This window comes from Bacillus infantis (assembly GCF_008180445.1).
Taxonomy (GTDB): domain Bacteria; phylum Bacillota; class Bacilli; order Bacillales; family Cytobacillaceae; genus Bacillus_AB; species Bacillus_AB infantis_B.
In genome coordinates this window covers 278831-301653 of the sequence record NZ_VTER01000005.1, presented here as the reverse complement: position 1 = coordinate 301653, position 22823 = coordinate 278831, and the positions used below count along the sequence as shown (strand labels likewise).

Genomic DNA, 22823 nt, shown 5'->3' with positions numbered 1-22823 from the left:
GGAATGGCTATGAAAATGAAATTAAACTGCTTTAAATTATTTATACTGATCGGAATTGTACTCTCTATTATCATAACTTCCGGTTGCTCAGGCGAAACGGCCAACTCAAATGAAGATACCATCAAAATTGGTGTGCTCGCTTCTTTAACAGGTCCGCTTGAGACTTATGGAAAGCAAACGGTGGCGGGTTTTGAATTGGGTCTGGATTATGCAACAGAAGGGTCGAACGAAGTAGCAGGCAAGAAGGTTGAGTTTATTGTGGAAGATACGGAAACAAAGCCAGATGTAGCGGTAAGAAAAGCAACCAAGCTGCTGGAAGAGGATGAAGTGGATTTCCTGGTGGGTTCATCAAGCTCTGGGGACACACTGGCCGTTTTGCCGCTGGCTGAAGAATACGAAAAAATCATGGTGGTGGAGCCTGCTGTTGCAGACAGCATCACCGGGCAGAACTGGAACAAGTATATCTTCAGGACAGGAAGAAACTCTTCGCAAGATGCAGTCGCCGGTGCGGCGGCGATTGCTGAAAAGGATGTGAAGATTGCTACTTTTGCACAGGACAATGCCTATGGAAGAGAAGGAATCTCGGCATTTAAAGAAGGAGCAGAGAAGCTGGGCGCCACCATTGTAAATGAACAATATGCAGATCCAAATTCCACTGATTTCACAGCGAACATTCAAAGCATTATTAATGAAAAGCCGGATTACCTCTATATTGTCTGGGCGGGATCCAATGCGCCATGGAAACAGTTAAAAGATATGAAGCTTGAGGAGCAGGGAATTAAAATCTCTACTGCCGCACAGGACATTGCTTCTTTAAAAACGATGGATTCCTTAGTTGGCATGAGCGGTTTTTCCATTTACTATCACACCCTTCCGGACAATGACGTAAATGACTGGCTGGTTGAAGAGCATAAGAAAAAATTTGATGGCGAAATTCCTGACCTGTTTACTGCTGGCGGAATGACAGCTGCCATTTCCATTGTGGAGGCTCTAAAGAAAACTGAAGGCGACAATGATGTAGAGGGCTTGATCAGCACAATGGAAAACATGGAATTTGAGACACCGAAAGGAAAGATGAAATTCAGGGAAGAGGATCATCAGGCATTGCAATCTCTGTATGCAGTAACCCTTGAGGAACAGGAAGGCGTGGATCATCCAGTGCCCGTTTTGATCAGGGAAATGAATTTGGAAGAGACTGAACCGCCAATCCGAAATGGTGAATGAAATCTGGATAAATGATTAGGAGGGATCGCCAAGTTGGAGAATATCTTGGTAACGAAAGCACTATCTGTTTCCTTTGGCGAGCATGATGTAATAAGAGAAGTGAACCTGGAGATAGAGCGAGGGAAGCTGACTTCGATTATCGGCCCAAATGGGGCGGGAAAGACCACTCTCTTTAACCTGCTGAGCGGTCAGATTGCACCGACAAAAGGAGAAATCTATTTTAGAAAAGATAATGTAACCAAGCTTTCTGTACCATTACGGGCTAGAAGGGGCATTGGCCGCTCCTTCCAGCTCACTAATATTTTTCTGGAGCTGACGGTTCTGGAGAATATCAGGCTGGCCATTCAATCTTCAAGTAAAGATTATTACTCGCTCTTTCCAAGGCTTTCTTTCATGAGCCGCCAGAAGAATGAAGCAAAATCTTATATGGAGAAGTGCATGCTAAGCGGTAAGGCGGATGTACTGGCACAGGATTTGGCCCATGGAGAAAAAAGAAAACTGGAGCTGGCTATGCTGCTGGCTCTCAAGACAGAACTGCTTCTTCTTGATGAACCGACAGCAGGCATATCGATTGAAGAAACTCCTGCCATTCTGGAAGTGATCGAGAACATTAAGAAGGAAGGCATGTACACGATTGTTTTAATCGAACATAAAATGGAAATGGTCATGCATCTGTCTGATACCCTGGTGGTTCTATTCAATGGGGAGCTTCTGGCCAGCGGCAACCCAAAGGAAATCATAAAGGATGAAAGAGTTCAAACGGCATACTTGGGAGGCTTGCATCGTGAGTCTATTAAAACTGGATAATATGGAAACCTATCTGGGTCAATACCACATTTTACAGGGAGTTTCCATGTCTGTTGAAGAGAAAAGCATTACCGTGCTCTTCGGTAGAAATGGTGCAGGTAAAACAACAACACTGCGCTCTATCATGGGCTTCAATCCATCTACCACTGGTTCTGTGCACTATAACAATCAGAAAATCAGCGGGATGCCTACTCACTTGATATCTCGAAAAGGGATTGGATATGTACCAGAAAATCAGGGAATCTTTAGTGCACTTACCGTAGAAGAGACCCTCAACCTGGCCAAGGCGAAAAGTACTGGTGAAACAGAAGCAAAAATTGAATGGATGCTCGAACTATTTCCTGATTTAAAGAAGTTTTGGCGAAAAAAAAGCGGAGTCCTGTCTGGCGGGCAAAAGCAGATGCTGGCAATAGCGAGGGCATATATTAATGGAGATGGGCTGATGCTGATTGATGAGCCAAGCAAGGGCCTGTCACCGATTATGATTGAAAAACTGATGGAATCTATCCTGAAAATGAAGGAGAAAACAACTATTCTCCTTGTTGAACAAAATTTCGTGATGGCAAGCGAAATCGGAGATTACTTCTATATTATGGACGACGGAAGAATCGTACATGATGGCTGGATGGAAGATCTGATAGAAGATAAGGAAACTTGCCAGAAGTACCTGGGCATTGCGTAGGGAACGAAGGGAGGCTGAAAATGGAAGTCTTTATCAACTTATTTGTAAACGGGGTCTCAACAGGATTGCTGATATTCCTCCTGGCTTCTGGACTTACTTTAATCTTTGGACTGATGAGTGTATTGAATTTTGCCCATGGGGGATTATTCGTCTGGGGAGCATTTTCAGGGGCATGGATTTTTAAAGAAACGAACAGTTTTCTATTAGCAATAGCTGTTGCCATTACAATTGGGATAGCGCTGGGCTGGGTTATGGAAAGATACCTGATCCGCCCTGTATACGGAAATCATGTCAGGCAACTGCTTATTACATTAGGCGGGATGCTGGTATTAACAGAGAGCATCAAAATCTTCTGGGGACCGAACCCCATTCGGGTTAACCTTCCACAATGGCTGGATGGAAGCTATCAGTTTGATGGGATCATCATCATCAAGTACCGCATTTTTGTGATTGTGATTGGACTACTTCTGTATCTGGCATTATGGCTTCTGCTCAGCAAAACCCAAATTGGTCTAATGATCAGAGCCGGGGTGCTGGATAAGGAAATGGTTCAGGCACTTGGTATTAATGTCAAAGGACTATTCACTTTCGTGTTTCTGCTTGGAGCGGCATTAGCTGCATTAGGAGGGGCGCTATTGGCACCATACTCAGGTGTTGTTTTTGCAGAAATGGGTATGCAATATGCCATACTGGCTTTTATTGTGGTCATCATTGGCGGGATGGGCAGTTTGCAAGGCTCGGCTCTTGCTTCACTTATAGTAGGAGTGGCAGGAGCATTCATGGCTTATTATATGCCTGATTTATCCCTGGCATTTAATATGCTCCTTTTAGCTCTCGTTTTATTAGTAAAACCAACCGGGCTGATGGGAGAAAAGGGGAGTGCAATATGAGAGGGATATTTCATAAAGTGCCGCTGTATTGGGGACTTGGAATTATGCTGTTTATGCTGTTGTTCCCCTTTGTCAACGATTCCCGCAGCACGCTGATTCTGCTTACGCAAATCTTTATTTTTGCGATTTTCGCAATGAGCTTTGATATCCTTTTAGGTTATACGGGGATTGTCTCTTTTGGCCATTGTATGTTCTTTGGGATCGGCGCTTATAGTACAGCACTCATCTTTAATAACATGGAAGCCAACTTACTCACCTTTGTGATTGGATTAGTGATAGGCATCCTGCTGTCGGCTTTGGTAAGCTATATCATCGGCTTATTATCTTTAAGACTCAAAAGCCATTTTTATGCCATGCTTACATTAGCTGTTTCACAGCTGTTCCTAGTCCTGGCAGAGAAGTGGAGAGGACTTACACATGGCGGTGATGGATTTACCTTTAGTGTACCGGATGTATTCAAAGATCGAACTTCCTTCTATTATATTACACTCATAAGTGTGGCGGCTGTTTTCATCCTGTTGAAGCTATTTACCGAATCATCCACCGGTAAAGTGCTGAAAGCCATCTCCCAGAATGAATACAGAGCAGAGGCACTAGGGTTTAAATCACTGCATTATAAGCTGATTGCAAGCGTAACAGCCGGAGTAACTGCTTCCTTCAGTGGTGCTCTATATGCTGTTTCATTGAGGTTCATCAACACTAATGTCTTTTCAATTGAAGTTACCCTTGATGCCCTGTTAATGACCATGATCGGCGGAATAGCAACCCTGGCTGGTGCCATCGCAGGGGCGGGAATCATTGAATACTTAAGACACTTCCTCTCAGAGTTGGCCATGACTTATCCTATCTTAGAGAGATGGACCATTATCCTTGGATTTTTATATATAGTGGTCCTATTAGGATTCCCTTCTGGCTTGGCAGGCTTTATTAGGAAAATCGCATTGGAAAAGGGAAGGAAGGAGAAGAAGAAAGGGGAGATGGAGAAGGCGGCATAGCGAGCCAAGGGGACAGACCCCTTGGCTTTTTTTGTCTGGGCCAGGGGACCTGACCCCCTGGCCCATGTTATGCTATTGGCAATGATAGGAATGGTGATTATAAATTACGAGGGTGGATCAGATGGCTAAAATGGATCAGATGATGCAGATTCTCTGGATGCTGAGTTCGGGGAGGAAGGCTACTGCGAAGCAGATGGCTGAAAAGCTGGAGGTTAATATCAGAACGGTTTACCGGTATATTGATGCTCTTTGTGCCAGTGGTGTCCCGATTATCGCGGAGGCGGGCCATCATGGCGGATATACGCTTTTACACCAGTTCGTTGAAAGTCCTCTCCTGTTTAGTGCGGAGGAACAAACAGCCTTGCTTCAGGCAGCTGCTTTGGCGAAAGAGGCGGGGTATTTTTCAGGGGAGCTGTTGGACAGCGCAGCATCAAAGCTGTCCATGTACTCAACGCCTGAGCAGGAAAGCATGGTCAGGCGGCGTGTGGAGGGGCTTGATGTGATCGGTGCTGCTGCCGGTCTGCCTGAGGATTCGATATTGAAGGAGCTCGAGCAGGGGGTCATCAACCAGGTTTCTATGGAAATTGACTATTATACGGTTCGTGAAGACCAGCCTAAGCGGAGGAAGATTGACCCTTATGGAATCATCTATTGGAACGGCCGCTGGTATGTGGCGGCATTCTGCCATCTGAGGAACGAAATCCGCAGTTTCAGGGTCGATAGGATTGCCGGTATGGCTGAAACCGGATCCAGCTTTAACCGTCCAGCAGGTTTTTCAGCCAGCGCATTTTTTATGAAGAACCTGCTTCCGGAGAAAGAACAAACGCAGGAATTTGTGCCTTTTGTTGTCAGCGGCAGAACCGGCGCACTGGATGATTTATGCCGGCATTGGTTTTTAGGTCATCATCTGGCAGAGCGCACTTCAGAAAGGGCTGTGTTTTTTTTGGAAAAAGAAGCCTTGCATACCTATGTGGTGCATCTGCTCCTGCCTTATGGGAAGTCGCTTCAAATTCTGGAACCGGCCAGCATGAAGAAGAAAATGCTGGAGGCTTTATATGAATTGGCTGATCACTATCAGAAATGAAACTTTACTGGCGCGGACTGTCAGTGAAGTTTTTTTATAATGGGCCTCTAATGACTGGTAGAGGAGATCTGATGATGCACACAAAAAAAGCTTATCTTTATGTTTTTGATACGATGTCTGACTGGGAAGCGGGGTATTTGATTGCCGAACTGAATTCGGGCAGGTATTTCAGGAAAGGGGTGGCGCCTATAGAGGTGATTACCGTAGGTGCGGACAGAAACCCTGTCAAAACAATGGGAGGGGTGGCCATGCAGCCTGATTTATCTATGGAGGAGTGCAGTTTGGATAGCCAAGATATCCTGATTCTTCCGGGCGGGGATACCTGGCTTGAGCCCATTCACGAGCCCATATTGGAAATAGCCTCTAACGGGCTGCAGAGTGGGACCCTTGTAGCCGCCATCTGCGGTGCAACCATGGGCCTGGCTAATAAGGGGCTGCTGGACACCAGGAGGCATACAAGCAATGACCCAGGCTATTTGAAAGCCGTCTGCCCGCTTTATGCTGGGGAATCGCTGTATCAATTCGAGCCCGCAGTGGCAGATGGGAATCTGGTTACCGCTTCAGGCATAGCTCCCTTGGAATTTGCGGCAGAGGTCTTGAAGGAGCTCGATGTTTGCAGGCCGGAAACATTGCAGGCGTGGTTCAAGCTTAATAAGACTTATGAGGAGGGGTACTTCTATGAGCTGATGAATACTTTAAAATGAAGGAATGGGGGGCAGGCCGGCTGGGGCTGGAAACCCTTTGCAGGTGTGGGCCGAGGGGTCTGTCCCCTTGGCGCAATTTAGAGCCAGGGGGACAGACCCCCTGGCTCTTTCTCAATTTGAGCCACGGTACCTGACCCTATGGCCTAACCCTATGGCCTAATCTTATCCAAAATAAACGCATAACAAGCTGCAGTTTCTTTCAAATGGTTGAAACGTCCTGAAGCGCCGAAGTGGCCGGCACCCATGTTGGTTTTGAGGACAAGGGTGTTGTTGTCCGTTTTTAAGTCTCTTAGGCGTGCAGCCCATTTGGCTGGCTCCCAGTAGGCAACCCGCGGATCGTTCAGGCCGGTTGTGATATACATGTGCGGGTAGTTCTTGGCTTCAACATTGTCATAAGGGCTGTAAGATTTCATATGAAAATAGTCTTCTTGATTTTCTGGATTGCCCCATTCATCCCATTCCAGGGTGGTGAGGGGAATGGTTGCATCGAGCATGGTTGTGACAACGTCGACGAATGGAACTGCCGGGACGGCCACCTGGAACAGTTCCCCGGCCATATTGGCCACTGCACCGACTAGCAAGCCGCCCGCACTGCCGCCATAGGCTGCCATCTGACTTGAGGATGTGTAGCCCTGTTCAACAAGATACTTCCCCGCAGCAATGAAATCGGTGAAGGTGTTTCGCTTGTTCTGCATCTTTCCGTCTTCATACCAATTCCGTCCCATTTCGGAGCCGCCGCGCACTTGTGCCGTGACATAGATGACCCCTTTTTCCAGCAGCGGCAGACGATACGGGTCAAAACGCGGATCGCTGTTTGCTCCATAAGATCCATATGCATACAGAATCAAGGGTGCAGGTCCATTATCCAGCGCACCTTCCTGGTAGACGACGCTTAGAGGGACTTGGACTCCATCCTCGGCAGCCGCCCACAGCTGTTCTTGCTGAAAGAGGGACGGATCATATTCCCCGCTGACAGGCGCTACTTGCAAACAATTTCTCTCGCCCGTAAGAAGATTCAGCCCGTAAGTTGTTTTTGGCGTAACCAGGGACTCAAATTGGAGGAGTGCCTCTGCTGTTTCGTAGCTTTGACCGGGTAAAACGGATACGGTAAAGAGGGGCTCGTCCCATTCTATTCGAGCCATCTCACCATCGTGCAGTACCCAAATTTGCGTCAGCCCGTTCTCCCGGCCAAAAAGAAGCAGTGTATCCCGATATGGGTACATAGCTTGAAGATAACGATCCTCGCTATACTCAACAACCTTCACCCGTGCAGAAAGGTCGCCGACCGGGCAGCTGAGCAGCTGGAAGTTCAATGCACCCTCATTTGTCAGTATGAGCAGGTCATCCTCCCAATGCTCTACATCGTATTCAATCCCTTCCCGGCGCTCATCTACCAGCTCTAAAGAAGTCAATGGGGAAGCAGCATCCAACAGGCGGATCTCGCTCGTCGTTTTTGACCTTGAATGTGCAAAAATATATTTCCCGCTCTGCGATTTAGACACATACAAAGAAAATGTTATGTCTTTTTCTTCATATAACAGCTCATCACTGCTGTTCTCACTTCCAAGGCGATGCCGCCAAAGCTGGTATGGACGCTGGCTTTCATCGACCGTTATGTAGAAAATATATTCTCCGCACTCGCTCAGCTCCATGCTGCCATGGATAAAGACATTCGGAACCTTGTCCGGCAGAAGCTCACCTGTTTCCAAATCCTTTACATAAATGGTATAGCGATCAGTGCCATCACGATTCTCCAAATAAGCAAGGCGGTTATGATCTGTGCTTATACGCTGCAGCGTTACACTTAAATAATCTCCCTCAGCGGCTAACTTGTTCAAGTCCAGTATGACTTCCTCTGCCGCTTCCGGCAGCTGCTCGCGGTTTGCCGCCTTCTTTCGCGCATAAATTGGATACTGCTTGTCTTTGTCCAAAAAAGAATAGTAGAAGTACGGTCCATGCTGCACCGGCACCTTCACTTCTGAATCAGGCACACGGTCAACCATGCTCTGATAAAGCTGCTCGGTCTGCTCCTCCATTGGACGCATAATCTCGTCGTAATATCGATTTTCTTCCTCCAGATAAGTAATGACCTCCAGATTGTTGCGGTCCCTCAGCCAATAATAGTCGTCTTCACGCACATCCCCATGCAAGGTGTGGGGGTGTGGAATGCGTTTTGCGATAGGTGGTTTCATTGGAATTCTCCTTTCGGTGTTGGTAATAGTTTCGAGGTGGTAGGGGGGAAATCCTCTTTTTGGGCCGAGGGGTCAGGTCCCTTGGCTCTTTTTGAGGGGCTGGGCCATGGGGTCTGACCCTGTGGTTTTTTTATATGGTATAATTTGGGTGTGTATTAAAAGGGGGAAGAATGTATGAGAAAAGATTTATTATGTTGTTTTTTTATTCTAGGTGCAGATAATAGTAGCAGGATCATCCCTGATTATAAGTATTTTTTGGCAGCAAATAAAAAAAGCTTATTCAGGTGGGAGCTATGACTGAAGCAGTTAAAGGAAGCCAACACCAATTTCAAACTTACGTAAATAAATATAGCGAGGCATTAAATCAAGACATTTTCTCGCACTCTCCTTCGCTATTAGCTTATATACATGGAGAAAGAAAAATAAACTGGAAGTCTCCTCTTGCTCATGAAAATTACAAGGAATATCAAGATGACTTTTTACAGCTATATTATGATGATGAAGACGAGTGTAAAAAATCAAAACGGTTTATACGTGATCACTGGGCTAAAAACGGGCCAGTTTGGGATGGGATAGGCCTGGTTGAAGGTATCACCAGAAAAGGGTTAATTATGGTGGAAGCAAAATCACATCTCCGTGAAACGCACTCCAAAATCAAAGCTACTTCCTTACAAAGTATCTCTCAAATTACAGAAACCATCGCGTCTACCCAAGAACTATTTGGTTCTACTACACCTATAACTCCTTGGCTGAAAGAATACTATCAATTAGCGAATCGGTTTGCATATCTATATCTCCTTAATCAAGAACTGCATATTCCAACATGGTTAATACTTGTACAATTTATAGATGATGACACTCACATTAAGACATCTAAAGACCAGTGGCTTACCCATTATCAAGAAGTTTTCCACACTTTAGGAATAAAACACTATCCGCCATTGCTTTCCCAAGTTGTTGTGTTGTATCTTCCGGCAATACCTAGATATGATTGAACGAGCAGAGGGGAGCCGGGGGGACAGACCCCTTGGCTCTTTTTAAGACTGAACCACTTGACCTGTCCCTATGGCTCCGCTTTATTGGGTATAATAAAGAAAACACTGTTTGTTTCGGCTACTCATAATTTCAGAATGAGCCACGGGACCTGTCCCCCTGGCTCACCACCCAATAGATGGAGGCGAATTTAACTTGAAATCATATATTATAAGAATAGAATTAGAAGGGTCAAATCCATTAATATGGAGAAAAGTCATCATGCCAGCGGGAGCGACGTATAAGAGGCTTCATGATGTCATCCAGAATGTGACCAATTTTCGTAGTGGTTATCCTTATGACGGTTATCATCTTTTTGAGTTTGACCTGATTGAGGACCAGAGGATTGTTACAGATAATGAAGAAGCTTATCTTGAGCATCAGCATTTTAAGAAAAACAAGGGCATGTATGAAGAGCGGCTGAGATCAATGCCGGCGGAAATGTTGGATTTTGAGAAGAATCGTCAGGAAAGATTGAAGGTTGAAGTGCGCAAGCCTAGCGGTTTAAAAATCGATGATTATCTGGAAAAATATAAGGAAATTAAATATTCCTATGATTTTGGTGACGGCTGGCGTTTTAACGTGAAGCTTGATCAGACTGTCGATGACTACTACTTTGGTTTTCCAACCCTGCTTGATGGAGCAGAAACAGCACCACCTGAAGATGTGGGCGGGCTGCATGGATTCTATGAATTTCTAGAAGCTTATCGGGATGAGAAGCATCCAGAGCATGAGGACATGAAAGTTTGGGCCGAATCGATGTATTTTCGGGAATATGATCCTGCCTCGATCAATGACAGTTTAAAAGGGCTAAATTACAAGAAAACTGAGTGGGATAAGATTAACCACGAAAGATATATGGTAATTGAGGATAAGTATCGGAAGTGAGCCAGGGGGACAGACCCCTTGGCTCTTTTTTAAATGGGCCAAGGGACCTGACCCCCTGGCTCACCCCCGTGCAGGAGTTTTCATCTCTTGGTCGAATAGATATTATGAAAGCCAGGGACTGCATGGCTGGATGGCCAGTCCCTGCAGCTAGAGAATGGAGGTGCCAAATGCCTAGACAATCTAGGAAGAAGAGTGTGACCGGCATATATCATGTCATGTTAAGGGGGATCAATAAGCAGACGATTTTTGAAGATGATGAAGACAGGCGGCGATTTATTTATACGATATGGAAGTATAAGAAGAAATATGATTTCGATCTTTTCGCTTACTGCCTTATGGATAACCACGTTCACCTGCTGCTGAAAGAAAAAGAAACAGCTTTATCGGATATAGTCAAAAACCTCAGCTCAAGCTATGTTTATTGGTATAACACAAAATACGATCGCTGCGGGCACTTGTTTCAAGGCCGGTTCCGAAGTGAAAATGTTGAAACCACACCTTATTTCCTCAAAGTAATCCGCTATATTCACCAAAACCCTCTGAAAGCTGGTCTGGCCAGGACTGCATTCTCCAGTAAATGGACCAGTATCCATGAATATACTTCCCCATCAAGCCCATTAAACACCGCGGCTGCCCTTAAATTATTCTCCCAAAACAAAGACGAATCCATAACCTTATTTAAAGAATATATGACTGCACTAAACCAGGATGAATGCCTGGAGGATAACCCGCGCTCACGTAAAACAGATGAACAACTGATCAGCTATATACGTGAAATCGGAATTCATCATACCAGTATGCTGCAGCAAATGAATAAACCGCAGCGAAATACGATTTTAAAAGAGTTAAGAAGACTAGAGGGAGTCTCTGACAGACAATTATCGAGAGTTACGGGGGTATCGAGAAGTGTGATTCAGCGATTGGGTTGAAGCCGTGGGGACAGGTACCATGGCTCATTTTGGGAAAATTGGGCCGGGGGACCTGACCCTTTGGCTCACCCCTTGGCTCACCCCTTGGCTCACCGTGACTCAATGGGAGAAATTGGGCCAGAGGGCCAGACCCCCTGGCCCACACACCCTACCCGCCCAAATTCCCCTTTGATTTTTCCCAATCCTTGTCATATAATAAAAACTAAATAAGGATGATAATCATTATCAACTGTTACACTGATAATAGAAACAGAGAATGATAAGAGGATTAGCTATGAAATTATGGGTTTTGGGAATTGCAGCTTTGGTTTTGTCTGGTGTGTCGCTTTTTATTGGGGCGATTGATATCAGGGTCAGTGATTTGCTTGATTGGGAGTCGGATGAGGCGCAGATTTTCCTGATCAGCCGGGTGCCGCGTTTGATGGCGATCATTTTGGCTGGGGCGGGGATGAGTATTGCCGGTCTGATTATGCAGTCTTTGAGCCGGAATAAGTTTGTGTCGCCGACGACGGCCGGTACGCTGGATGCAGCGAAGCTGGGGATTTTGATTTCGATGCTGTTTTTTACGAATGTGACGTATACGCAGCAGGTGCTTTTCAGCTTTGCGTTTGCTTTGGCGGGGACATTTGTTTTCATGCAGATTCTCGACCGGGTGAAGTTCAAGGATGTTATTTTTGTGCCGCTGGTCGGGATTATGTATGGGAATATTTTATCCTCGATCACGACGTTTTTTGCTTATGAGGCAGACCTGCTCCAGAATATTTCTTCCTGGCTGATGGGGAGCTTCACGTTAGTGATTTCCGGCCGGTATGAGCTTTTATACATAAGTGTTCCAGCGGTGATCCTGGCGTATATTTACGCGAATAAGTTCACGGTGGCAGGTATGGGCGAGGATTTTGCGAAGAATCTGGGCTTGAGCTATAAGGTTGTGCTGAACCTAGGGCTTATCCTGGTTGCCGTTATTTCTACAACTGTCGTGCTGACAGTCGGTGTCATTCCGTTCCTGGGGCTGATTGTGCCGAATATCGTTTCGCTTTATCTGGGCGATAATTTGCGCAAATCCATCCCGCATACCGCTTTATTGGGGATTGTTTTCCTGCTCATTTGCGACATCATCGGGCGGATTGTGATCCATCCATACGAGATTCCGGTCAATGTAACAGTGGCAGTAATCGGCAGTGCGATCTTCTTAATTATGCTGTTTAGGGGGAGAGCATATGCGAAAAAATAGTACGAAGCTGATATTCCTTGCCGTGCTGGCCATTGTTAGTATATTATTCTATGCTTTTTACGATATTAAAGGCGGCTTTGATTACGCCTTCCCAAGGCGGATGATGAAAATAGCCGCGATGGTGATAACCGGAACGGCGATAGCGTATTCGACCGTCGTGTTCCAGACGATCACCCATAACCGCATCCTGACGCCTTCGATGATGGGGCTTGGCTCCATGTATGAAGTGGTGCAGACCCTGATCTACTTTTTCGGCGGATCAATGTCTGTCTGGGTGCTGAATAAATATTTGAATTTCGGCACAGCGATTTTTGCGATGGTCCTGTTTGCGCTCCTGCTCTATCGCTTCTTATTCAGGGCTGATAAGTATCCTATATATCTGCTTCTGTTGATTGGGATGATCATCGGGACGCTGCTCGGCAGCCTTGTGACTTTCCTGCAGGTTATCATCGATCCAGTTGAATATTTAAGCCTTCAAAGCCGCTTGTTTGCGACTTTTACCAATGTGAAATCTGATTTATTAATGATAGCGGCCGGCATCCTGCTCGTGGCGTTCATCTACGGATTCCGAATCATGGGGCAGCTGGATGTGATGTCGCTTGGACGCGACAATGCGATGAATCTTGGCATCAACTATGACCGCATGGTGATGAATATTCTGATCCTGTCGTCCGTGCTGATTGCCACTTCGACCGCATTAGTGGGGCCGATTACGTTCTTTGGCCTGATTGTAGCCAATCTGTCTTATCAATTTTTGGCGACCTATAAGCATTCTGTGCTGATATTGGGTGCCAGCCTGATCAGTATCATTGCCCTGGTCGGCGGGCAATTCCTTGTGGAACATATTTTTGAACTTCGTACCACTTTAAGTGTGATTATCAATTTTGTCGGCGGCGTTTACTTTATTTACTTATTATTAAAAGAAAGCAGGTCAGCAGGATGATAGAAATCAAGGGTCTCACAAAGCATTTTGGCAAAAAGCCTGTTGTGGAGGATGTGTCGGTCACAATCGAGCCGGGGACGATTACGTCATTCATCGGGCCGAATGGTGCTGGTAAATCGACGCTTCTTTCGATGGTAAGCCGTCTATTGGATTCAGATACAGGTGAAGTTCTGTTGGATAAAAACAATATAAAAAAATGGAAGTCCAATGGGTTCGCCAAACGCGTATCCATTTTGAAGCAGTCCAATTATATCAATGTCCGTTTGACCGTGCGCGAGCTGGTTTCGTTTGGCCGCTATCCGTATTCAAAAGGCCGCCTGACAGCCGAGGATGAAAAACTCGTTGAGCAGGCGCTGGAATATATGAATCTGCTGGAAATGCAGGATCAGTTTCTGGATGAACTGTCAGGCGGGCAGAAGCAGCGTGCGTTCATTGCCATGGTCATTGCCCAGGATACGGATTATATTTTGCTTGATGAGCCGCTCAATAACCTTGATATGAAGCACTCTGTCCAGATTATGAAAATTTTGCGCAGGCTCGTTGATGAGCTTGGAAAAACGGTTGTCATTGTGCTGCATGATATTAACTTTGCGTCTGTGTATTCGGACCGCATTGTGGCTTTGAAAAATGGGAAGCTCGTGAAGAACGGGAAGACCCATGAGATTATTAATTCTGATGCGTTGCGCGAGATTTACGATATGGACATTCCTATTCAGGAGCAGAATGGATGCCGCATCTGTGTTTATTTTAATTCGCATGCTTGAAAAATTTATGGGCAGTCTCTGCAAAATAGTCTACTAGAAGGCTGTTTTGCGGAGATTGTCTTTTTTTTACAAAAAATCAAAATTATTTATAAATCTAGTTGACTTTGAGATTTACCGGCTCTATAATGAGAATTGTTATCAGTGATAATGATTATCATCATCAAATACCAAATACATAGCAAGGGGAGAACGACAGATGAAAAAATGGAAAATCGCGAGTGCACTACTAGCAGCTTCACTCATGCTTGCAGCATGTGGATCCGATGAGGAAGCTTCAGGAGAAAAAGAAGTTAAGCCTGCAGCCGAGCAGACTTCTGCGGCAGCAGAAGAGCAGAATGGTGCTTATCCGATGACGGTATCTCCGACAGTGGCTTCAATTGAAGGAGATAAAGGCGCAGATCCTTATAACTTTGATGAAGTGGAATTTGAAACAATGCCAGACAATATCGTCGTATTTGACTTCGGTTTCCTGGATACGCTGGATGCACTTGGTGTTGAAGGAATCACAGGCGTTGCGAAAGACAATACTTTGCCAGCCCACCTTGAGAAATATTCTTCTGATGATTATTCAAGCGTAGGGGGCTTGAAAGAGCCTCTCCTTGAAGACATCGCAGAACTGGATCCGGATGTGATCTTCATTTCCGGCCGTCAATCAGCATTCTACGAAGAGCTGAAAGAAATTGCTCCTGTTGTGTTTGTCGGAACTTCGCAGGAAGACTACTGGGGCACATTCGAATCATCTGTCGATCTAGCAGCAAAAATGTTCGGCAAAGAAGCTGAAGCTGAAGAGTATCTTGCAAAAATCGATACTGCTCTAGAGGAAGTCAACAAACTTTCTGGAAACTATGAAACTTCATTAGTGACTATGTACAACGAAGGGCAACTGTCCGGATTTGCTACAAACTCACGCTACGGCTACATTTATGATAATTATGGCTTCAAGCCGGTAACAGAAGATATCGAATCTTCATCACATGGTTCAAACTTCGGTTTTGAAGCAATCCTTGAGTTTGACCCGCAGGTATTATTCGTCATCGACCGGACAGCGGCAATTGGCGGCGAATCGAATATCGACAAGGATATGGAAAACGAAATCGTCAAGAAAACAGAAGCTTACAAAAACAAAAAAATCGTTTACCTTGACGGCCCTCTTTGGTACCTGGGCGGCGGCGGACTCCAGTCCGAACTCGCGAAGATCGAAGAAGTATTGGCTGAGTTGAAATAAAAGTGAGCCAAGGGGTCGGTTCCCTTGGCTCTTTTTTGAGACTGAGCCAGAGGGTCGGGTCCGTTGGCTCTTTTTGAAGCAGGGCCAGGGGGTCGGGTTCGTTGGCTCTTTTTGAAACATGGCCAGGGGACCTGTCCCCTCGGCACATAAGGGAGTGATTTCATTGAAGCAGATAAATCATTATATTGATTCGGTGTTTTATAAGGAGGATGCACTGCTGGAGGAAGTTCTTTCATCCATCGTTGATAATGGGATGCGGTCTATCTCTGTCTCACCATCTACGGGAAAGGTGCTGACAATGCTGGTATCCATCTCAGGTGCTAAAAATGTACTTGAAATAGGGGCGCTTGGAGGGTACAGCGGAATTTGCCTTGCAAGAGGATTCGGCAGCGAAGGAAGATTGACTTCACTTGAACTGGTGGAAAGTTATGCACAGCTGGCCTATAGTAACCTGGAAAAAGCGGGGGTTGGCGGACGGGTGTCGTATCTGACTGGACCTGCTTTGGAAAGCCTGGACCGGTTTGTGGATGACAATAAGAAGTTCGACTTCTTCTTCATAGATGCCGATAAAGAGAATTACGAAAACTACCTGGAGCATTGCATTCATTTGGCGGAAGAGGGAGCATTGATCGTTTGTGACAATGTACTCGCAAAAGGTACGGTGGCGGATGAGGATAGAGAACCAACACGGCATACAGAATTTATGAAAAAGTTCAATCAAGCTGTTGCAGACCACCCGAGATTGGAATCTGTATTGGTGCCAATTGGGGATGGGCTGACAGTATCTAGAGTGAAGTGAGCCGAGGGGACAGGTACCGTGGCTCATTTTGAAACTGGGCCAAGGGGTCTGTCCCTGTGGCTTACTAATTGGAGGGATATAAATGTTTGTACAGATACGCAAATGGACATTGACAGAAGGAAATGCTGATAAGATTCTTGATCGTTTTCAAAAGAAGCCTGGTGAAGGGCCATCACTGATTGAGCAGCGAGAAGGATTCATTGGCCGTGAGCTGATGGTGAAGAATGCCCGCCGCGGAGAAGAAGAGGTAGTGATGATTATCCGCTGGGAGTCAGAAGAAGCATGGAAGGCATGGGAGAAGAGTCCGGAGCATATTGCGGGGCATAGGAATAAGATTAAAGAGAGTGGCGGGAAGCCGCCGAAGCCGGAGTATGTTATAGATATGGAGATTGGGAATTATACGGTGGTTGAGTGAGCCAGGGGGACAGGCCCCTTGGCTTTTTTTATTGAGATGGGGCCAGGTGACCTGACCCCTTGGCTCCTACAAAAAAAGAAGCAGATTATCTGCTTCTTTCGCATGCCCAATTATCCTTATCACGGTCCATCTTTGAAGTATAAGCCGGATGGTTGGAGTCTACTCCATCTGGATATACTTCTCTTAATTCTGTGCAATTCGCGAATGATTCTGTTTGTACAGCTGTCTGTTCGGCCTCAGCTTCAGCAGCTTCTTGTTCTTTGCGTTTACGTTCTGCTTCCAATGCGGCTTCCTGCTCCTTGCGTTTACGTTCCACTTCTAATGCAGCTTCTTGGTCTTTTCTTTTACGCTCTGCCTCAAGTGCAGCTTCCTGTTCTTTTTTCTTTTTCTCTTCTTCAAGACGTTTTTGCTCAGCGGCTTTTTCAGCTTCATCCTGCTTCTTCTGTTCAGCTAATTTAGCGGCCTCCTCTTCCTTTTTCGCATTCTCAGCAGCCTCTTTTTCAGCAACACTATCGTCTACAGTAGCTGTTGCTGCTACCTTACTTACGTTAAGATCCGCAGCACTATCCTTTTCAGGCAATGTAGCAGATGGGAAAGCGGCTACCAGGATGAATGCTGAAATTAAACCGAGTGCCATTAGATATTTGGATTTGGAAAATTGAATCCTGCCTTTTTGATAGAGTTTATTCAAAAAATACCCTGCAAGGAAAATGATGATGCCTATCCATGCTTGTGGGGACATGGCTATACAGATCAATAACAGTAGAATAATGATTATCAGGAAAATATACTTTACAAACTTCAAGATGTAGCCTCCCTAATGGTAATAAAGTCATGATACCATATAATAGCTTTGGAAGAAAATGTATTTTTTCTGCGGAGTTCTATTAAAATGAAGTAGAGGTGATTAATTATGGGACTTGGTTTTAGAAAGAGTTTTAAAGTTGCACCAGGTGTACGATTAAATGTTAGTTCAAAAGGCCTTGGGGTTAGTGCTGGTGTGAAGGGATTGCGATATAGCGTTAATTCAAGATCAGGAAGCAGGGTTACAGCCGGCATTCCAGGTACAGGAGTGTATTACACTTCTAGCGGGGGACGTAAAAGAAAGACTTCTTCTTATCGCCGATACGATGAACTTGCGGTTAGGCAAAAGGAAATACAAAAACTGAACGAATTAGAAGCTGCCAAACTAGCGGTGGAAAGCTATGAAAATACAATTGAAAGAATCCATTCCATTCATAAAGAAGCTGATGATGAGATTAATTGGCATGCAATCAAGAATTCGATTCCTCCTTTTCAGAAGAGAATGGGGGAAATGGGAGAAAGAGAGAAAATCGCCGTCCAGAATGTAAACAACTATAAACCCGGTTTTATGTCTAAACTGCTCGGAAGCCAAGGCAAGGATTTGGCAAAACTGTTGCAAGAAGTCCAAGAAGCCAAAAGAGCGGATGAGGAAGATTACAATTCGTGGGAAAGAGATAGCTCGGTTGCTGCACGAGTATTAGCAGGGGATACAGATACATATTTTCAGGTGATAGAAGAATTTGCGCCGTTGGATGATCTGGCGGAGTTTGGAAGCGGGTTTGAGTTCTTTTCAGATAGTCCCAATGTAATGGAAGTTGAATTCGATGTACACAGTGAAAAAGTGGTGCCAAATGATCAGCTTTCTTTGACACCAACAGGGAAACTCTCCAGAAGAAAAATGGCGAAAGGAAAATACTACGATATCCAGCAAGATTATGTATGCAGCTGTGTTCTTAGAATAGCCCGGGATATGTTCGCGCTTTTACCGTTAAATACAGTCTATATCCATGCCATGGATGATCAGCTCAATCCAGCTACCGGGCATATAGAAAAATCGGTAATTCTATCAGTTAGGATAGATAAAAACACTTTGAACAGGCTTAACCTCGATCAAATAGATTGCTCAGACTCGTTGCAAAATTTTGTCCATAACATGAAATTCAAGAAAACAGCCGGATTCGTAGCAGTGGAGAGGTTACCGGTGCAAAATTAGAGCCAAGAAGAGCCAAGGGGACAGGCCCCTTGGCTCTTTTTGAGAATGGGCCAGTGGACCTGACCCCTTGGCTCCTACAAGGCTTTCTTTGAATTCTTACTGCTATACATATGGTGGTCAGCAATCTTGATTAACTCAAATAAGTTTTTGCTGTCATCTGGATAGAGGGCAGATCCAATAGAAAGTGTAATAGGCATTTTTACTTCCTTAGATAGATCTTTTATTTTCTCTTCGAGTTTTTGCAGAACGGTTTGCATTTCTGTTTCGTCATTGGATTGTCCGATCAGCAGAAATTCGTCACCACCCCAGCGGGCGACGATATCACTTTGTCTTGCTGTTTCAGCAAATGCTTTGCTGATTTTAGTCAAAATCATATCGCCTGTAAAATGCCCAAAGGTGTCATTAATCACTTTAAAATTATCACAATCAACTATTACTACGAAAAGTTTATTGTTCATTCTTTCTGTTAGGTTAGATAATTTTTTAAAGTTGCTTAAGATATATCTTCGATTGTATGTCCCTGTCAGTTCATCTTTCTCCGAATAAAATCTAACTTTGTCATACTGTTTGCCAGCCCAATAGCCAAACCAGATTAATAAGGGATATGTATACAAATCCAGAGGCTCTACTTCTCTATCACGGAGATAGTAATAGAGGATATATACGGAGTGAAATAATAACAAACTCAAACTTCCGATGATTTTACCAGTATGCTTCATTATCGCTCACCTTTGTAGTTGAAAAGTTTGTATATATCATATCATGTGCTCGTAGATATTTGTTATTTAGATATAAAGTTTTTACAATTAAAGAAAGTTTTTCCTTTTATAAAATTCTTTATGGTAAAGTGATATTTATAGAATGAGCCAAGGGGACAGGTCCGTTGGCTCTTTTTGAGACTGAGCCAGGGGGTCTGTCCCGGTGGTTCAAAACGAGGGCTCCGTCCCATATTGAGGTGCCAAATGAATAAGTTAACTAGTAAAATACCGATATATACTAAGCTTGGTCTTTGGAATAGCACTGGGGGCAATAGCCAAGTATTTAGATACAGTCTCTGTTGATGGGCATTGGGGGAGTTATTTTCTAAGCTATTCAGGGGATATTTTTACAAGGCTCGGCATTTGGGTGTTGATCGGGACCATTTTGGCTGCGTATAGTAAAACATTGTTACGAGCGGCTCTGAATACGTTCCTGTTCTTCATCGGCATGCTGATAAGTTATTATGTGTACTCCGCCTATTTATTCGGATTTTTTCCAACGAGTTATTTTCTTCTGTGGGGCAGTGCAGCGATTGCCTCGCCTTTCTTGGCAATTGTTGTTTGGAAAGCTAAGAATGGCCCGCGTCTAGCGTTTGTCCTGCCAGCTCTCCCGATGGGACTTTTATTAAGCCTTTCCCTGGGAATAGGTCTATTTTATGTGTATGTATCTTATGTAGAAGAGTTAATGATGTATATGGTTCTATGCATCATCTTTTATAAAACTGGCAAGCAAATGGCTATTGCTGTTATCCTTTCATTCGTTGTGGCTATTATTTTTGGCCTTTATAGTCCAGTTCAATTTTGAGCCACGGTGTCTGTCCCCATGGCTCTTTTTGAATTGGGCCAGGGGGTCTGTCCCCCTGGCTCTATCCCCCAAGCTTCTCCGGATTCATAGTAATATAAATCTCTGCAATACAATTATCAAAGATTGAAAAGCTTATTGTGCTGTGGATGCGGCCGTTCATGTAGTTGACCATGGCAGGCTGGGCATTGACAGTGGTGAGAGTGAACTGCACTTCATCGGGTAAATTACGTGTAATTCCCTGTAAGAAGGCCAATACCCGCTGGCGAGTGAGAATCGGGCGTACTGCGGCTTTGACTTTTCCGCCGCCGTCGGAGTAGAGTGTGACATTTTCTGAGATGAGTTCGAGCAGGTCTTCTGTACGCTCTGTTTGGAAGGCGAGGATGAAGCGCTGGATCAGTGAGAGGTTCCTTTGATAATCCAGGCTTTCTCCTTCTGCTGCCGCCATTTTCTGCTTGGAGCGGCTGAACAGTTTGCGGCAGTTTTCTTCTGTTTTTTCAATCATTCTGCTAATCTCCGAATATGAAAAACCGAATGCTTCCCGCAGCAGCAGAACAGCCCGCTCATGCGGGGTGAGATGCTCCATCATCCGTAAATAGGCGATGCTTAAATACTCCTTTTCCATAAGGATTTCCGATGGATCGGTGCGCTGGTCTCCGGGCTGCAGGAGGGGTTCCGGGTTCCAGGGACCGATGTACTGCTCTCTTTTTACCTTGGCAGATCTTAAAAAATCAATGCAGCGGTTTGTCATCATCCTGCATAAATAAGCCTTCTTGTTCTCAACCTCCAGTTCAGGCAGCTGATAGGCCCGGAGGAAGGTTTCCTGGATCAGATCTTCTGTTTCTGAGACGGAGCCGGTCATGCGGTAGCCGAGAGAAAATAATAACGGCTTATACAGCACATAATCCTCATTGCTAATTTGCATGCTTGATCCTCATTTCTTTATCGATCACTTCCAAAGCGGCCTGTTTTCCGCTTTCTGCTGCAGCTTCAGACAGGATGAAAGATGCTGAAGCCCAATCTCCCGCAGTATAGAGTCCCGGCAGGATGGCCTGGCCGCGGAAAAATAGTAATTCGTCTCCGGTCTTTGGCAATCGGCCATTCACCGTTATTTGCGGAAGGCATCTCTTCGTAATGATATATTTCTGCCAGCCAGGCTGTAATACCTCTAAAAAATTCTCCAGCTTCCTTTTTTCTTCAGTAGCATCAATGGACTCATTGGGATGGTGGTATTTCAGCACATGGAGAATGGTGCTTTCTCCTTTCTGTGACAACCGGGCATAGTTAGAGTGAACAGAATAATAGTAGGGTGCATCAATTCCCATTGCAAATAGGTTTTCCGGATTGGGAAGCTTGGTTAATGCAACATCCAATGCAGCCGCTTTGATCGGTTCAAATTGATTGAAAGGGAGCTGGCTGGATTCGCTGAGCAGACCACTCAGTGCTTGAGGGGGGCCGGTATAAATGATGTTTTGGCAAAGGATGGGTTCATGATTGTGTACGGCCACCTGCCACTCGCCGTTGTCCAATGCAGTAAGCTTATTCACATTTGCACTGGTCTGAATTTGAACATTGTTTGTGACGGCTTGGTTGTACAGCTGATCAATAATGGATTGCCACCCATCATCCACATAGATTACCCCGCCCATGCCGATTTGCATGTGGGCCAGCATGACGCGTGCGCTGATTTGCTCAGGAGCATGGGAGTAGCTCACAAGACGGCCAAGTGTAAAAAGAAGCTTCTGGATATTAGGTGTCTGTGTTGTTTCGTCCACGAACTGCTGGAAGGTGAGGTTGCTGAATTGGCCTGGCTTCAGCTTCTGAACCCTGCGCAGAATCCCTATCCATTCTATTTTTTCTCTCCAGTTTAAAAGCTTTGATTGCAGGAATCCGGTTGGTGAAAAAGGCGCCGTAAAACATTCGTGGCCATCCATTAACAAACCGCCTATCTTAGGGGCACTGCCATTAATCTCTACACCCAATTCTTTGAGGATGGGCACAGCCTTGCCATTTTTATAAATGGCATGCGGTCCAATATTAAAATACTGACCGCTGACGATATCCGTTTTTGCGCGTCCCCCGGCAGATTTCGCTTTTTCAAGCAGCAGAGTCTTCATCCCGGCTTTTCCTAAAACAGCTGCTGAAACAAGGCCGGCTAAACCGCCGCCTATGATGACTGCATCCCAATGATTCTGAGTCATAAATATCCCTCCTGATTTGAATTCATTTTTAAGACGGTTGAACGGGGAGATTTGTGACCTGCGAGCCGCGGATCTTTTGAGCCAAGGGGACAGGTCCCCTGGCTCTTTTTGAAATTGGGCCAGGGGACCTGACCCCCTGGCCCTGCCCTAATCCGGGCCAGGAACCCAGCCCCCCGGCCCAAACAAAAAATGTTATTTCTCATGAAACAATTTCCTTTTTCATCCGTGTATACTGCAGAGG

At 45.2% G+C, this 22823-nt stretch carries 23 protein-coding genes; 18 read left to right on the top strand and 5 right to left on the bottom strand.

From position 1 onward, the window contains the following. Positions 1–15 precede the first annotated feature (15 nt). From FZD51_RS11150 to FZD51_RS11120, 7 genes are all read left to right on the top strand, one after another. Complete coding sequence (locus FZD51_RS11150; protein ID WP_420886237.1) at positions 16–1224, top strand: substrate-binding domain-containing protein; 1209 nt, start codon at positions 16–18, stop codon at positions 1222–1224. Positions 1225–1257: 33 nt separating this feature from the next. Next, on the top strand, positions 1258–2031 hold the full coding sequence (locus FZD51_RS11145; protein WP_148974828.1) for an ABC transporter ATP-binding protein: 774 nt from the start codon (positions 1258–1260) through the stop codon (positions 2029–2031). A gap of 1 nt (position 2032) precedes the next feature. Further along, entirely contained in the window at positions 2033–2713 is a 681-nt protein-coding gene (locus FZD51_RS11140) for an ABC transporter ATP-binding protein (protein WP_420886236.1), read from the top strand. A gap of 20 nt (positions 2714–2733) precedes the next feature. Next, positions 2734–3603 carry a branched-chain amino acid ABC transporter permease gene (locus FZD51_RS11135; protein WP_148974826.1) on the top strand — a complete coding sequence of 290 codons (870 nt, stop codon included), beginning with the start codon at positions 2734–2736 and terminating at the stop codon, positions 3601–3603. A 41-nt stretch (positions 3604–3644) separates the two neighbouring features. After that, positions 3645–4598, top strand: coding sequence for a branched-chain amino acid ABC transporter permease (locus FZD51_RS11130; RefSeq protein WP_148974880.1), 954 nt, complete (start codon positions 3645–3647; stop codon positions 4596–4598). Positions 4599–4719: 121 nt separating this feature from the next. Next, the gene (locus FZD51_RS11125; RefSeq protein WP_148974825.1) at positions 4720–5682 is read left to right on the top strand and encodes a helix-turn-helix transcriptional regulator; all 963 of its coding nucleotides are present in this window, start codon (positions 4720–4722) and stop codon (positions 5680–5682) included. A 74-nt stretch (positions 5683–5756) separates the two neighbouring features. Further along, on the top strand, positions 5757–6386 hold the full coding sequence (locus tag FZD51_RS11120) for a type 1 glutamine amidotransferase family protein (RefSeq protein WP_148974879.1): 630 nt from the start codon (positions 5757–5759) through the stop codon (positions 6384–6386). Between the two features lie 149 nt (positions 6387–6535). Here the strand turns inward: FZD51_RS11120 and FZD51_RS11115 are convergent, their stop codons facing one another. Continuing rightward, on the bottom strand, positions 6536–8578 hold the full coding sequence (locus FZD51_RS11115; RefSeq protein WP_148974824.1) for a S9 family peptidase: 2043 nt from the start codon (positions 8576–8578) through the stop codon (positions 6536–6538). Between the two features lie 293 nt (positions 8579–8871). Here FZD51_RS11115 and FZD51_RS11110 point away from each other — a divergent pair, with 293 nt between their 5' ends. From FZD51_RS11110 to FZD51_RS11070, 9 genes are all read left to right on the top strand, one after another. After that, positions 8872–9573 carry a hypothetical protein gene (locus FZD51_RS11110; RefSeq protein ID WP_148974823.1) on the top strand — a complete coding sequence of 234 codons (702 nt, stop codon included), beginning with the start codon at positions 8872–8874 and terminating at the stop codon, positions 9571–9573. 193 nt (positions 9574–9766) lie between these two features. Next, positions 9767–10498 (top strand): plasmid pRiA4b ORF-3 family protein, encoded by a 732-nt coding sequence (locus tag FZD51_RS11105; protein WP_187445711.1) that lies wholly within the window; start codon positions 9767–9769, stop codon positions 10496–10498. 167 nt (positions 10499–10665) lie between these two features. After that, positions 10666–11427: a transposase gene (locus tag FZD51_RS11100; protein WP_187445710.1), complete on the top strand. Its 762-nt coding sequence runs from the start codon at positions 10666–10668 to the stop codon at positions 11425–11427. A 274-nt stretch (positions 11428–11701) separates the two neighbouring features. Further along, positions 11702–12658, top strand: a complete 957-nt coding sequence (locus FZD51_RS11095) for an ABC transporter permease (RefSeq protein ID WP_148974821.1) — start codon at positions 11702–11704, stop codon at positions 12656–12658. After that, positions 12645–13601, top strand: a complete 957-nt coding sequence (locus FZD51_RS11090; RefSeq protein ID WP_148974820.1) for an iron chelate uptake ABC transporter family permease subunit — start codon at positions 12645–12647, stop codon at positions 13599–13601. The genes FZD51_RS11095 and FZD51_RS11090 overlap by 14 nt, the downstream gene beginning before the upstream one ends. After that, the gene (locus FZD51_RS11085) at positions 13598–14365 is read left to right on the top strand and encodes an iron ABC transporter ATP-binding protein (RefSeq protein ID WP_101551400.1); all 768 of its coding nucleotides are present in this window, start codon (positions 13598–13600) and stop codon (positions 14363–14365) included. The genes FZD51_RS11090 and FZD51_RS11085 overlap by 4 nt, the downstream gene beginning before the upstream one ends. Before the next feature lie 196 nt (positions 14366–14561). Further along, the gene (locus FZD51_RS11080) at positions 14562–15590 is read left to right on the top strand and encodes a siderophore ABC transporter substrate-binding protein (RefSeq protein ID WP_148974819.1); all 1029 of its coding nucleotides are present in this window, start codon (positions 14562–14564) and stop codon (positions 15588–15590) included. Between the two features lie 163 nt (positions 15591–15753). Next, positions 15754–16389: an O-methyltransferase gene (locus FZD51_RS11075; RefSeq protein ID WP_148974818.1), complete on the top strand. Its 636-nt coding sequence runs from the start codon at positions 15754–15756 to the stop codon at positions 16387–16389. Positions 16390–16471: 82 nt separating this feature from the next. Further along, complete coding sequence (locus tag FZD51_RS11070; RefSeq protein WP_148974817.1) at positions 16472–16804, top strand: antibiotic biosynthesis monooxygenase family protein; 333 nt, start codon at positions 16472–16474, stop codon at positions 16802–16804. 85 nt (positions 16805–16889) lie between these two features. Here FZD51_RS11070 and FZD51_RS26395 read toward each other — a convergent pair whose 3' ends face one another. Beyond that, on the bottom strand, positions 16890–17609 hold the full coding sequence (locus FZD51_RS26395) for an excalibur calcium-binding domain-containing protein (protein ID WP_262380875.1): 720 nt from the start codon (positions 17607–17609) through the stop codon (positions 16890–16892). A 108-nt stretch (positions 17610–17717) separates the two neighbouring features. Here FZD51_RS26395 and FZD51_RS11060 point away from each other — a divergent pair, with 108 nt between their 5' ends. Further along, positions 17718–18821, top strand: coding sequence for a DUF4236 domain-containing protein (locus FZD51_RS11060; RefSeq protein ID WP_148974815.1), 1104 nt, complete (start codon positions 17718–17720; stop codon positions 18819–18821). Positions 18822–18895: 74 nt separating this feature from the next. Here the strand turns inward: FZD51_RS11060 and FZD51_RS11055 are convergent, their stop codons facing one another. Next, complete coding sequence (locus FZD51_RS11055; RefSeq protein ID WP_148974814.1) at positions 18896–19540, bottom strand: GGDEF domain-containing protein; 645 nt, start codon at positions 19538–19540, stop codon at positions 18896–18898. Between the two features lie 283 nt (positions 19541–19823). Here FZD51_RS11055 and FZD51_RS11050 point away from each other — a divergent pair, with 283 nt between their 5' ends. Continuing rightward, positions 19824–20384: a hypothetical protein gene (locus FZD51_RS11050; RefSeq protein WP_262380874.1), complete on the top strand. Its 561-nt coding sequence runs from the start codon at positions 19824–19826 to the stop codon at positions 20382–20384. A gap of 61 nt (positions 20385–20445) precedes the next feature. Here the strand turns inward: FZD51_RS11050 and FZD51_RS11045 are convergent, their stop codons facing one another. Further along, the gene (locus FZD51_RS11045) at positions 20446–21306 is read right to left on the bottom strand and encodes an RNA polymerase sigma-70 factor (protein ID WP_148974813.1); all 861 of its coding nucleotides are present in this window, start codon (positions 21304–21306) and stop codon (positions 20446–20448) included. Then, a complete protein-coding gene (locus tag FZD51_RS11040; protein ID WP_148974812.1) occupies positions 21296–22582 on the bottom strand; it encodes a phytoene desaturase family protein in 1287 nt (428 codons plus the stop codon). The genes FZD51_RS11045 and FZD51_RS11040 overlap by 11 nt, the downstream gene beginning before the upstream one ends. Positions 22583–22823: the final 241 nt, after the last annotated feature.

Bases quoted from the DNA above. Each gene is read 5' to 3' on its own strand.
- FZD51_RS11135 (WP_148974826.1), top strand. From the start codon at position 2,734: ATGGAAGTCTTTATCAACTTATTTGTAAACGGGGTCTCAACAGGATTG.
- FZD51_RS11115 (WP_148974824.1), bottom strand. From the start codon at position 8,578: ATGAAACCACCTATCGCAAAACGCATTCCACACCCCCACACCTTGCAT.
- FZD51_RS11070 (WP_148974817.1), top strand. From the start codon at position 16,472: ATGTTTGTACAGATACGCAAATGGACATTGACAGAAGGAAATGCTGAT.
- FZD51_RS11140 (WP_420886236.1), top strand. From the start codon at position 2,033: ATGGAAACCTATCTGGGTCAATACCACATTTTACAGGGAGTTTCCATG.
- FZD51_RS11060 (WP_148974815.1), top strand. From the start codon at position 17,718: ATGGGACTTGGTTTTAGAAAGAGTTTTAAAGTTGCACCAGGTGTACGA.
- FZD51_RS11120 (WP_148974879.1), top strand. From the start codon at position 5,757: ATGCACACAAAAAAAGCTTATCTTTATGTTTTTGATACGATGTCTGAC.
- FZD51_RS11100 (WP_187445710.1), top strand. From the start codon at position 10,666: ATGCCTAGACAATCTAGGAAGAAGAGTGTGACCGGCATATATCATGTC.
- FZD51_RS11095 (WP_148974821.1), top strand. From the start codon at position 11,702: ATGAAATTATGGGTTTTGGGAATTGCAGCTTTGGTTTTGTCTGGTGTG.
- FZD51_RS11090 (WP_148974820.1), top strand. From the start codon at position 12,645: ATGCGAAAAAATAGTACGAAGCTGATATTCCTTGCCGTGCTGGCCATT.
- FZD51_RS11045 (WP_148974813.1), bottom strand. From the start codon at position 21,306: ATGCAAATTAGCAATGAGGATTATGTGCTGTATAAGCCGTTATTATTT.
- FZD51_RS11040 (WP_148974812.1), bottom strand. From the start codon at position 22,582: ATGACTCAGAATCATTGGGATGCAGTCATCATAGGCGGCGGTTTAGCC.
- FZD51_RS11080 (WP_148974819.1), top strand. From the start codon at position 14,562: ATGAAAAAATGGAAAATCGCGAGTGCACTACTAGCAGCTTCACTCATG.
- FZD51_RS11125 (WP_148974825.1), top strand. From the start codon at position 4,720: ATGGCTAAAATGGATCAGATGATGCAGATTCTCTGGATGCTGAGTTCG.
- FZD51_RS11085 (WP_101551400.1), top strand. From the start codon at position 13,598: ATGATAGAAATCAAGGGTCTCACAAAGCATTTTGGCAAAAAGCCTGTT.
- FZD51_RS11150 (WP_420886237.1), top strand. From the start codon at position 16: ATGAAATTAAACTGCTTTAAATTATTTATACTGATCGGAATTGTACTC.
- FZD51_RS11110 (WP_148974823.1), top strand. From the start codon at position 8,872: ATGACTGAAGCAGTTAAAGGAAGCCAACACCAATTTCAAACTTACGTA.
- FZD51_RS11055 (WP_148974814.1), bottom strand. From the start codon at position 19,540: ATGAAGCATACTGGTAAAATCATCGGAAGTTTGAGTTTGTTATTATTT.